Origin of the sequence: Chitinophaga skermanii, assembly GCF_003259335.1 — a bacterium.
Lineage (GTDB): Bacteria > Bacteroidota > Bacteroidia > Chitinophagales > Chitinophagaceae > Chitinophaga > Chitinophaga skermanii.
Genome location: NZ_QLLL01000005.1, coordinates 102,683 through 114,971, shown reverse-complemented (window position 1 = coordinate 114,971; position 12,289 = coordinate 102,683). Strand labels below are relative to the sequence as shown.

The window sequence follows — 12,289 nt, the reverse complement described above, 5'->3', positions numbered from 1 at the left end:
TTTTACGGCGATCTAAATTTGGCTGAATTTTTCTGTCGCTATTGGGCGGTAATTTGTCAAGCTAATTGACTACGTTTTGGCTTTATATTTTTCAACTCTCAATATTTTCAAAATAAATTTATCGACATACATACTGCTAAATCGTATAAGTACTACAACTTTCGTACATAAGCTTTTCTTCGCTTTTCAGCGAAGAAAATTTTTTATCATGATAAATTGAGAGGGAAATTTTTTAGTAATTCCAACAAAACAACATAAATATCTTGTGTTCTATTGTTATACCTGAACTCACATTCTTTCAAATGCAAATAGGCAGTGTTTCTATTTAAACCCTTAAACTTCGCTAACCTGTGCTTCGTTAAAGCCCAGAATCCATCCACATCTTCTGTAATGGAACGCTGCTGCGAATCTGTTTGATGATGGTTTAAATGGTATAAGCGGTATTGACCTAAATCTACTACCCCGCTGAATTTGCGAATCCTATCTGCTGTGCCGATCGTTTCTAAAATCGATCTGCCACGTACAACAGCTTGCACCATTGAACGGCTGATATCAGGCAAAATCTCGGTGTAAACTTTACTACCGGAACGGTAAATCCCAAAAATCACCGGCTTAACAGTCCTATCCATCTCTTTTCCTAAGCCTGCATGATCCGCTTCTCCCTGCTGTAACACGCCCTGGCGCGCCGCAACCGGTTTCGACGGTAATGCAACAACCGACATTTCCGCTTCGCAGAAACGCACAATTTGAAGCCTAATCTTCTTTAAATAACTGTTGACAGTAACCCGGCTTACGCCACTAATGCTGGCGATTTGGGTTGCAGTGAGGTCTTCGGAGAATAACTTTAGTATCTCCTTAAATTTGCGCTCAGACAAGTGAGCACCCTTTAAGTACTTATTCTTCATTACTGGATCTAAAAGGTTATAAAATGGCATTATAAACTTCGAAAATTTAAATGGTAAAGGGTGGCTTAATATTACGAGCGGCGGTTTCTGAATTATGAATGAATTTTACTAGATTATTTTATTTTTACATACTTTGCTAAAACAATCTACTACTGGGGGTTTCACGGAATTTATCGTGAATTATATATTCAGTTATATATAAAAAAAATACGGCGCAACATATATTGTTGCGCCGTGAACGGTATATCAATTATTTCATATCCATTATTTCTCATCCTCGTCTTCCTTCAATCCCAATTTAGAGATCTCGATATCTTCCTCCGCATCCAAAGTCTTCCATAATTCCTTCTTCTTCGCCTTCTTCATCAAACCCTTCTCCATCCACAATAACATAGCCGGCAATATCGTCAAGTTAGTAATCATCGCCATTACTAATGTTAGGGATGTTAACCACCCCAATGCTTTCGTACCGCCAAATCCCGAAAAGCTGAATATCATGAAACCAGCAAATAATATCAATGAAGTATAAATAATACTCAATCCCGTTTCATGAATTGTTTGCTTAACAGTCGCCGATATATCAAAGTTATGTAATGGCAATTCTTGCTTAAAGTTCACTAAGAATCGAATGGTTACATCTATCGCAATACCTAAGGCCACACTAAATACTAACACGGTAGATGGCTTTATGGCTATGCCCATCCATCCCATTACGCCTGCCGTTACCAATAAAGGTATTACATTCGGCACCAGTGATATTATTAACATTTTGAATGAACGGAACAAGTACAACATACACAAGATAATTAAACCAAATGCCAAGATGATACTTTCCGCCAAACCATTAATGATGAAACGAGAGCCCTCTAAGAAAATGATGCTAGTACCCGTAAAGGTTACTTTATATTGTGCCGTATCGAAGATTTGATCTACTTGTGGACGTAATGTATCTAACAAAGCCGGCAACCTCTCCGACCCCACGTCTGCCATATTCACACTCATACGAGCCACTTGGCGCGTACTATCCATAAAGGAAGCCAAAAGCTTATTAAACATCGATGCATTCGCATTCTCACCTTCTCCTCCTTTCATTCTTAAATAACTCGCCAAAAACCCAATGTCGAAAGAATTCGGAATGGAATAGCTGGTACTATCCCCATCGTAATATGCTTGGCGCGCAAATTTAATACCTTCAGAAATCGATAACGGGCGAGCGAATTCAGGTTGCTGTACAATTAAGTTGGATAACTCATCCAATTTATTCAAGGTCTGTAAACCAATTACACCGTTCTTTTTCTTCGTATCTATTTCAATTTCCAATGGCATAACACCTTTGAAGTTCTTTTCAAAGAATTTCAAATCTGTATACAAACGGTCGGTATGCGGAACATCGTCGAGCATATACGCCCTAGGCTCTAACCTCGTCATTCCCCAAATAGCACCTACCACAAATACCACTGTTACAGTATATATAATCGGCCTGTATTTGAATACAAGCGTGGTTAAAAAGTCTAATAACTTCGTAAACGCACCGTTTTCCAAGTAGCTGGTATGCTTGGTTTTCGGTGGCGGTAAATAGCTTAATACGGAAGGCAAGAATATAAAGGAGATCAAGAAGATCAACATGATATTGATACCTGCCACCGCACCAAATTCTTTCAAAATGGCACTATTCGTAAAGCAGAATACCCCGAAACCAATAGCGGCCGTAATGTTCGTAAACAAGGTTACAATACCCATTTTCTGCACCATACGCACCAAGGCCTTCACCTTGTTGCCATGTATCGCATATTCTGTATGGTATTTATTTAGGAAGTAAACACAGTTTGGAATACCAATTACCACGATCAATGGCGGAATCAAGCCCGTTAATAAGGTCAATTTATACCCTAATATTTGGATTGTTCCCAACGACCAAATCACCCCAATGGCTACAACCACCATACTCATTAACACCGCGCTGATGCTTCTAAAGAAGATCAGTAAAATACATGCTGTTAATAAGAATGAAATGGCCAAGAAAAGCTTTAGTTCGTTCGCCACTTTTACTGCCAGGTTCGTACGAATTAATGGTAAACCACTTAAGTGTACTTCTGTTTGATGTTTCTCACTGAACGCATTGGCTACACTCGAAATCTCGTTGATCACACCTACACGTTTACTCGAGTTAAGTACGTCACGGTTGATGCGGATGGCGATGAGGTAAGCTTTTTCAGTAGGAGAATATAATAAACCGTGATAGAAAGGTAAGTTTTGGAAAACAGCAGCTAGGCTGTCGAGCTCTACTTGGGTAGTAGGTAGGGGTTTGAATATTTCAATAGCCGCCAATTTCTTCGTGCTATCGTTTTTTACCAAGTTAATAGCCCCTGGAATGCTTAATACGTTTTCAACGGCCGGGATCTTCTTAATCGCGTCGTTAAGGGCAACATAATCTTTAAAGAATTCGATTTTAAAGAAATCGTTGGTTTGAATGCCCAACACCATCATGTTACCATCTTCACCGAATTGCTTCTTAAATTGTTGGTAAACTTTGAGCTTCGGGTTATCAGTAGGAATGGCATTTAGATTGTCGTAGCTCAACTGCACTTTGCTGGCGAAATAGCCCATCACAACAGTGCCCAACAACAGTACGGCTAACAACGATAACCTAAATTTTAATACAAAACCAGCAAGGCGTTGCCACATAAGGATTTTTCAAATTTGGTAAATGGCCTAAAGGTAAACAAAGAATCGCAAAAATCTGAAGGTATGCCGCAGCCTTCTCTACGAATTAACGGTATTTAACGCTAACTTGGTCTTTCAATCTTATGAACACCTATGCGATTATTACTTTGTTGTTGCATCTTGTTCCTTTCCCTTACTACGCAAGCACAAACGCCTATTGGTCAGTGGCGTACTTTCTATAACCTGCAAGCGGGTGTAGACGTAGCTTTGGGTGGAAACAACTATTTTTATGCTACAAAAAACGAGGTCGTTCGCTGGCGCCTGGATGAAAATACATTCGATGTTTATAATAAGATAACAGGCCTTCACGATGCCAATATTGCACAAATTGCCTACCAATACGATTTACAAACACTATTAATTGCCTACAGCAACGGCAATATCGACTTAGTAAAGGATGAAGCGGTAATCAATATCCCCGACTTCTATCTTAAGCAATTACCCGCTACGAAAACCATTTACCAAGTAGTTTGCTACCAACAAGCGGCTTATATCTGCACGAGTATTGGAGTGGTAGTAGTGAATTTACAGAAAGAAGAGGTAGCCGATACTTATGTTATAGGGCACAATGGCCAGTTTGCAACCGTTTACGATATGGGGGTGGTAGATGGATGGATTTTCTTGGCAACGGAAGAAGGTATCCTAAAAGCGCCCGCAAACAGTGCCGTGCTCAACAACTACAAATCCTGGGAAACCACAAGCCCCACTCGAATTACCCAATTCATTAAGGGTAACAATTGGCTGGGGTATAGCAATGGATCACAAGTATTCGCCTATAAGAATGGCTGGCAACCCATTTTTCAAAGCCCCCAACCCATTCAGCCTATACAAAACGCATGGATCAAAATTGGGAATACCCAATACGCCGAATTATCCACTACAGGCACTACTATACAACAATTCAATTCCCCCGAATTCCCTCATCCAGTAGCGATCAATTTAATAGGCACCCAATTGTGTATCGCAGATACCAGCAAAGGCCTACTCATCCAATATCAAGGTAACTGGACGGAAGCGCTGCCTGTTGGGATGCGCATTTCCCAACCACAACTACTCCTCCACAATGGCAAATCACTATTCGTAGCAGGTCTAAATGGCGACCCCATTTGTAGTTTCAGCAATAACGATTGGACAACCCATCCAATCCCAAATACTCAAATTACCAGCCTCGCTTACAATCTACAATCACAAACTTTATTAGCCAGTAGCCTAGGAAATGGCCTCATCTCCATTCTCCCAAATAAATCCATCACGCAACATCCAATACCATCTTTCGATACTGATGCCAGCGCTAATAACATGAATGCTGTTACTATCGATGCACAACACAATACCTGGTTCACCTTTCAAAATAACCCCAACCCTGTAGTCCTACAATCCACCAACGGCAATTTCACCCGCATGGCACCTCCCTTTTTTATTCCTAATAACACTGTTGGTAACATCCTAATCGATGGCCTCCAACAAAAATGGATGCAGCTCCCCGGGGAAAATGGACTACTCTTACTTAACAATTCCAATACCACTAACTGGAAACAAGTCACGAAAATAAATGGCAACCTACCCAACAACGATGTTCGCAGCCTCTCACTTGATCACGATGGGAATGTATGGGTGGGAACTGCTAGCGGGTTAGGATACTTTCCCTGTACAAACACCTTATTTACCAACGATTGTAACGCCGTTTGGCCTGTAGTAATGGATAATAACACCCCTAGCTACTTACTAAAAAATGAAACGATTCACTGCATTGCCGTAGATGGCGCCAACCGCAAATGGATAGGTACTAATAATGGAACATGGCTAGTAAACCCGCAAGGCACAAAAGTTATTACCCATTTCAACACCTCCAATTCACCACTCCCCAGCAATATCATACTACAAATAGCTATCGACCCAACAAATGGCGAAATATTCTTCGCCACAACAGCAGGTCTGCTAGCCTACCGTGGAACGGCCACCGGCAACGAAATCGCCGAAACGCCCACGAATGTGCTGGTATTCCCCAATCCTGTAAAACCCACTTACCAGGGCCCTATCGGCATTCGCGGGGTTCCTCGTAATGCCCTGGTGAAAATCACAGATATTACTGGCCAACTAGTAGTACAGCTCCGTGCCAACGGTACACAAGCAGTATGGAATGGGAAAGATGCTAAAGGGAATCGCCCGCAAACCGGGGTATATCTCGTATTCGCCCAAGGCGATGATGGAAGGGAAAAGTCAGTCGCAAAAATCGTTTTTATCAATTAACCCGGTATACCGACATTTGCAGCACTATGTTACATAAAACGCCCGGCATTGTTTTACGCACGGTGAAATACGGCGAAGCCAGCATTATCGTGAGCATTTTCACTGAACTATTCGGTATCCAGTCGTATATCGTGAACGGCGCTCGTTCTTCTAAGCCGAAATCGGCTAAGGGCAACCTGTTGCAACCCGGGAATATCTTGGATTTAGTAGTGTACCACCAAGAACAAAAAAACCTTCACCGCATCTCGGAATTCAAGTTGCGGTATATTTATACAGCTTTGCATGTAAACGTGGTGAAAAATACCGTAGCGCTATATATGATCGAGCTACTGCAAAAGGTCTTGCGACAACCCGAACATCAGCCAGATCTATTCTATTTCGCCTCTTCCAGCCTGCAATTACTCGACCAAGCTCCGGCCAATGTAGCCGCGAACTTGCCTTTATATTTCACACTGAAACTAGCTTCTCATATGGGTTTTGGTATTAACGGCCACTACTCGAACTATACCCCTTTTTTAGATCTACAAGAAGGTATTTTCACCGATCTTCCACCCCACCATACCCATCACCTCGATGAAACCAATAGCGAAATCACCGATCGTTTATTGCGTGTGCAAAACGTCGAAGATTTGGATAAAATCCCTTTAAATAAAAACTTACGGAGAAACTTGATGTATACGTACTTGGAGTTCTTTAAATTACACATTCCCGACTTCACGGAAATGCACAGCCCGCCTATTTTACACGAAATTCTCGATGTTTAATCCCGGTGGACGCAAATGCGCAGCCCCCGTGTAATACTTTAATTTCACATCGTTCCCATCGAACTCAGCATAGGTAAAGTAATTCATCCACTCACCCAGGTTAATATAGCGACTGTTATCGCCTACTTTCAAATCAAGAGGCAAGTGCCTATGCCCGAAAATGAAATAATCGAAATGTTCTTTCTGTAAAACTTCTTTAGAATAGATAGCCAGCCATTCATTCTCCTCCCCGAGGAAATGCTCTAGTTCTAGGCCGGTTTTAGCGCGACTTTTACGGCTGAAGTAATTAGCCAATCCAATGCCCCATGCAGGATGAAGAGCTGAGAATGCCCATCGGCAGAAAGGATTGCGGAAAACCTTTTTGAGGAATTTATAGCCATGATCGCCGGGACCAAGGCCGTCGCCATGACCAATATAGAATTTCTTGCCTTTGATATCGAATGTTTGCGGTTCGTAGTAAACAGGAATATTCAATTCATCTTCAAAATACCCATTCATCCACATATCATGGTTACCAATAAATACCGAAATGCCAATACCCTTATCGGTTAAATCGGCCAGCTTGCCTAGTAAACGCACGTACCCTTTCGGCACTACTTGCTTGTATTCGAACCAAAAATCAAACAAATCGCCCACTAAAAATATGTGTGCCGCATCTTGCTCTACTTCGTTCAACCACTGTAAGATCACGCGTTCGCGCTCGCGGCTTTTTTCCTTAGACGGTACACCTAAGTGGAAATCCGACGCGAAATATATCTTCTTATTACTTGGCAATTCTATTTGCATGACCGCAAAGATAGGGATAGTATGAAATAAAAAAGAGAGGTGTTGTGCGTTGACAAGCAACTTTACAACACCTCTCGTATGAATAATGTGTAATGATCTTATTCATCCAACAAGAACACGAATACCTCTTTGGGCCCGTGAACACCCACTACAAGGGTTTTCTCAATGTCGGCCGTACGGCTCGGTCCTGTTGCAAAATTAATCATGGAAGGCAGTTGGTGCGGGTATTTCTCCTTCATCTTCGCAAGTGCATCTTTGATATCGAACACCAATTGGTGCGTATGTGCAATAACGATATGATACGGAGCATACACGGGCAATTGCCTGCCGGAAGGTTGTGCCGATGTTAAAACCATGCTGCCAGTACGTGCAACCAAGTATTCTACGCTTGTAATGGCGGCATCCAACTCGGTGTATTCGCCGCTACTTACATAGCTTAAATTATACGGGTTGAGCATTTTCAGCACAGATGGAGTTTGGCATTGCACATGTTTCCATCCTTTATTTTCCACGAGGGTTTGCAGGTTTTCTACCATCTCGTCGCGGCTAGAACAAAATATGAACTTGCCACCCAATTTGGTAAACTCTTCTGCAAACTTCAGTTCCAGCGAATCGTGTGCCGCTTTGAATACTGAATTATTACCTTCTGCATTCGGGAACGGCAGCTGAACCGATTGGCTCAGCGCGTTCCTCACTTTCTTCAATATATTTTCCTTAGCAGGAGATACTTTCATAATTATTCAACAACGTTTGCGTTTGCTGGAGAAGGGTTGATGATGTCTGATGGATGAACACCGTCAGTCGTCATGCCTTCTTTATTCACTTGATGTTCTCTTTGTTGATCGTACGGACGTTTACCGATTAAGCGTTCCAAATCATCTTTATACAACACTTCTTTCTTCAACAATTCTTCCGCCAACAATTTCACATCGTTTAATCTCTCTGTCAACAATTGTTTTGTACGCACGTATGCTTTGTCGATCAAAATACGTACTTCCTCGTCAATCATTTTAGCCGTTTCTTCTGAATACGGTTTCGTGAAGGCTTGGTCGTTATTTGGATCGTAGAACGATACGTTACCTACTTTCTCGTTCATACCATACACAGTTACCATTGCGTAAGCCATGCGGGTAATTACTTGTAAGTCGTTTTGCGCACCTGTTGAAATCTTACCGAATACGAGTTCCTCTACCGCGCGGCCACCAAGGGTCATGCAGATATCGTCCATCAATTGTTCGGTATTATAGAGATATTGTTCTTTTGGAAGATATTGTGCGTAACCCAAAGCCGCCACACCACGTGGTACAATGGTTACTTTCACCAATGGATTCGCATGTTCCAAGTACCAACCACAAATCGCGTGGCCAGCCTCGTGGTATGCAATCACTTCTTTCTCTTCCGGAGAAATAATCTTGTTTTTCTTTTCTAAACCACCAATCACACGGTCAACCGCATCATTGAAATCTTCCATCTCAACTTGTGATTTACCCTTACGTGCTGCAATCAATGCCGCTTCGTTACATACGTTGGCAATATCCGCACCGGCAAAGCCCGGTGTTTGTGATGCCAATTTCTGAATATCCAGGTTCGGTGATGTTTTAATAGGTTTCAAGTGCACTTCGAAGATGTGCTGGCGACCAGCTAAATCCGGCTTGTCGATCGAAATTTGGCGATCGAAACGACCTGGACGTAACAAAGCACTATCCAATACATCTGGCCTGTTCGTAGCAGCAAGGATGATAATACCACTATCGGTACCGAAACCATCCATTTCCACCAACAATTGGTTCAATGTATTCTCACGTTCGTCGTTACTCATCATAACATTCTTACCGCGGGCACGACCAATCGCATCAATCTCATCGATAAAGATGATACATGGTGCTTTTTCACGTGCTTGCTTAAAGAGGTCACGTACACGGCTAGCACCCACACCTACGAAAAGTTCCACGAAATCGGAACCCGACATAGAGAAGAATGGTACTTGCGCCTCACCTGCCATGGCTTTTGCCAACAAGGTTTTACCTGTACCCGGAGGGCCAACAAGTAATGCACCTTTCGGAATTTTACCACCAAGAGAAGTGTACTTTTTAGGATTCTTCAAGAAATCCACAATCTCCATCACTTCCACTTTCGCCTCATCTAAACCAGCTACATCGTTGAAAGTAATGTTTACACGTGTTCCTTTATCGAATAATTGCGCCTTAGATTTACCAATGTTGAAGATACCGCCTGGGCCTCCACTTCCACCAGAAGGGCCTCCCATTTTACGCATCAACAAAATCCATAAACCTATAATCAATACAATCGGCAGTAACATCGTTACCAACGATTCTACCCAAGGGTTGCCCGGCGGGTAAACTACTTTCACCCTGTCCTTAATCGCTACCCCATCTTCAGCACGATCTAAATCTTTCTTGAAACTTTCTTCAGAACCGATAGTGAAGAAATAATGTGGTCCTTGGTTAACAGCTCCGATACGACCTTTCGATACTTCAGAGAATTGCGGGTCTTTCTGTAAACTGTCTTTCTGGATATAAACATCAACTACCTTCTTACCCGTATTAACCTCTATTCTGTCAATAGCATGAGTAGGAAGAAGCTTAAGTTCAAAATCTTTGAAATTAATTTCTTTGGGGCGGGTCCCAAAATCGAATAGGTTCAATGATAACAGTGCAATACCAATCAAGGCATATACCCAGTATATATTGAACTTCGGTCCTCCCTTTTTAGGCGTTTGTCCTGGTCCCGGCTTTTGATTGTTGCCTCCTTTTTCCATGATCGTTCGCTCCTTTACGAATTATTGTTTTTGCAATCAGATTATTTGTTTATGATACTCAAATCTTACGATTTGTTAGTTGTCGAGGTGCTCCATTCTATCTGCATCACTCCACATCTCCTCCAGGTTGTAGAATTTACGGTTGTCGGGCGTAAACACATGCACAACAATATTCACATAATCCACCAAAATCCATTGTTGGCCTGTTCTTCCCTCAGCTTTATACGGCGACTCATCCGTATGCTTCTTCACTTCTTCTTCAACAAAATCGGCAATAGCCTTTACTTGTGTATTGGAATTGGCCTCGCAAATGATAAAGAAATCAGCGACAGCTTCAGGAATCTTGCGGAGATCTAAAGAGACTACATTGTCTCCCTTTTTTTCCTGTATGGCCTTAATGATGGTTGTAAATATTTTACTGCTCCTGGTTACGCGTGTGACCGCTTTTTTCCTGGTATTTAGAACGGTTAAGGGTGCCAATAAATTCTTGTTTTCGTTAAAAATAAACTATTAATATCAAAATTACTAAACACACGGGAAATATAACTTCGTATATATTATTCAGATGTCGTGTTTAGCAATGCCTATATTCTAAATGAAATGTTAAAATGATGTTACTTTGCCTTTCATTTAAAATTTACGACAGTGATAGGCTCTCCATTTCATGTATTAGCTTCGGTAGACAGCACCAATAACTATGCCACGGCAGAAGTAAACGCAGGCATTGTTACAAGCGGCAGTGCATACTTCGCAATGGAACAATATGCCGGGAAAGGACAACGCGGTAAATCCTGGTCTTCCGTACCCGGTGAAAACATCATTTTAACAGTCGTTCTACAGCCACCACTCACACTTTCACAGCAATTTATGCTTAGCATGACTGTGGCCCTCGCACAGCACGATTTCTTCTCAAAATATGCCGGCTCAGAAACAGCGATCAAATGGCCAAATGACCTTTACTGGCGTGACAGAAAGGCAGGGGGCACACTCATCGAAAACATCCTTCGCGGTAGCCAATGGCAATACGCCATCGCAGGTATGGGTATCAATATAAATACCCCCCATTTTCCGCCTGCTTTAGTGAACCCCGTGTCGCTAAAACAAATCACGGGTAAAGAGTACGATAGCCTCGCTTTAGCCCAAGAACTCTGCACTTTCCTAGATAAACGCTTCAACGATTTGCCCCTTATCCAGGAAACCGTTTTGCGGAACGAATACAAATCCAAACTTTTCCGTTTTAACGAGCCAGGATTGTATAAAATCGACGGCGAATTCTTTACAGGCATCATTCGTGATATCTTGCCCAGCGGCCTTTTACAGCTAGAACGCGAAGGCAAACTCCTAGAACTGGGAGTAGGCGAAGTTGAGTTTGTAAAAACGACCTAAAATATTGTCAAAAAACTTGATAAGAGGTTTATAGAACATACGCTACAGCTTATAACTGTACGAAATTGAACACCGGCCTGTGCGGAAATAACGCATTTGATCGATGTTTTTTCGCAGTATGTAACCAGCTTTTTCCTTTCTATTTAACACCGCTTGCGTCGCACTGTTCACCTGGAAAGCTCCTTTTCAGCATCTTTTTTGGCGCAATAACACCTCAAAGGGTTATTTAAGACACATTTTTAAGCATTACTGCTATTTCCCGCAGTGCTTTTTATAATATCTTCTAATGGTTCTCCAATGGTCTTCCAATGTTCTTCCAATATTATCCCAATGTCCTGGATATATTCCCCATATATGCCAGCCATATGACCATGTTATAGTAATGCACTTAGTACTTTCTATACACGGTAATTATAATGCAGTTTGAATCATTAAAAAGAAAAGGAAAATGAAATGAACAACGAACCATATAGACACAACTTGCCTGGCAGCAAGTGTAAGGATTCTACATACGGATAAATGAATTTCAGTTACAGGAAAACATTGAACTAGAAAATGTTCCCACCGGCACCATGGAGAAGCATGATCAATTTGCTTGAAGAAGGAGAAAAAAACTTCTCCAATGCAGCCGGCATCGGCATAAGCCGTAGATTTTGGTAGATAAAAGGTGTTTACAAATTGTCCTTATTTTACTT

General features: G+C 41.8%; 9 protein-coding genes. 3 read left to right on the top strand and 6 right to left on the bottom strand.

Annotated elements, in window-relative coordinates; translation table 11 throughout:
* Nucleotides 1-206: 206 nt before the first annotated feature.
* Nucleotides 207-905 (bottom strand): IS1595 family transposase, encoded by a 699-nt coding sequence (locus LX64_RS13730; protein ID WP_148707318.1) that lies wholly within the window; start codon nucleotides 903-905, stop codon nucleotides 207-209.
* 264 nt (nucleotides 906-1,169) lie between these two features.
* Nucleotides 1,170-3,590, bottom strand: coding sequence for an efflux RND transporter permease subunit (locus tag LX64_RS13725; RefSeq protein ID WP_111598250.1), 2,421 nt, complete (start codon nucleotides 3,588-3,590; stop codon nucleotides 1,170-1,172).
* Between the two features lie 132 nt (nucleotides 3,591-3,722).
* Here LX64_RS13725 and porZ point away from each other — a divergent pair, with 132 nt between their 5' ends.
* Nucleotides 3,723-5,879 carry a type IX secretion system anionic LPS delivery protein PorZ gene (gene porZ / locus LX64_RS13720; protein WP_111598249.1) on the top strand — a complete coding sequence of 719 codons (2,157 nt, stop codon included), beginning with the start codon at nucleotides 3,723-3,725 and terminating at the stop codon, nucleotides 5,877-5,879.
* Between the two features lie 26 nt (nucleotides 5,880-5,905).
* Complete coding sequence (recO, locus tag LX64_RS13715) at nucleotides 5,906-6,643, top strand: DNA repair protein RecO (RefSeq protein WP_111598248.1); 738 nt, start codon at nucleotides 5,906-5,908, stop codon at nucleotides 6,641-6,643.
* On the opposite strand, the gene LX64_RS13710 is transcribed toward recO, so the two are convergent.
* The 4 genes from LX64_RS13710 to rsfS all read right to left on the bottom strand — a co-directional run bounded on the left by LX64_RS13710 (nucleotide 6,620) and on the right by rsfS (nucleotide 10,688).
* Nucleotides 6,620-7,429, bottom strand: coding sequence for a UDP-2,3-diacylglucosamine diphosphatase (locus LX64_RS13710; protein WP_111598247.1), 810 nt, complete (start codon nucleotides 7,427-7,429; stop codon nucleotides 6,620-6,622). The two genes, recO and LX64_RS13710, sit on opposite strands and share 24 nt — an antisense overlap.
* A 98-nt stretch (nucleotides 7,430-7,527) precedes the next feature.
* Nucleotides 7,528-8,163, bottom strand: coding sequence for a LutC/YkgG family protein (locus LX64_RS13705; RefSeq protein ID WP_111598246.1), 636 nt, complete (start codon nucleotides 8,161-8,163; stop codon nucleotides 7,528-7,530).
* Between the two features lie 2 nt (nucleotides 8,164-8,165).
* The gene (gene ftsH, locus LX64_RS13700; protein ID WP_111598245.1) at nucleotides 8,166-10,208 is read right to left on the bottom strand and encodes an ATP-dependent zinc metalloprotease FtsH; all 2,043 of its coding nucleotides are present in this window, start codon (nucleotides 10,206-10,208) and stop codon (nucleotides 8,166-8,168) included.
* 75 nt (nucleotides 10,209-10,283) lie between these two features.
* Nucleotides 10,284-10,688: a ribosome silencing factor gene (gene rsfS, locus LX64_RS13695; RefSeq protein WP_111598244.1), complete on the bottom strand. Its 405-nt coding sequence runs from the start codon at nucleotides 10,686-10,688 to the stop codon at nucleotides 10,284-10,286.
* Between the two features lie 165 nt (nucleotides 10,689-10,853).
* On the opposite strand from rsfS, the gene LX64_RS13690 reads away from it, so the two are divergent.
* Nucleotides 10,854-11,594, top strand: a complete 741-nt coding sequence (locus tag LX64_RS13690; protein WP_111598243.1) for a biotin--[acetyl-CoA-carboxylase] ligase — start codon at nucleotides 10,854-10,856, stop codon at nucleotides 11,592-11,594.
* The last annotated feature ends 695 nt before the right edge of the window (nucleotides 11,595-12,289 follow it).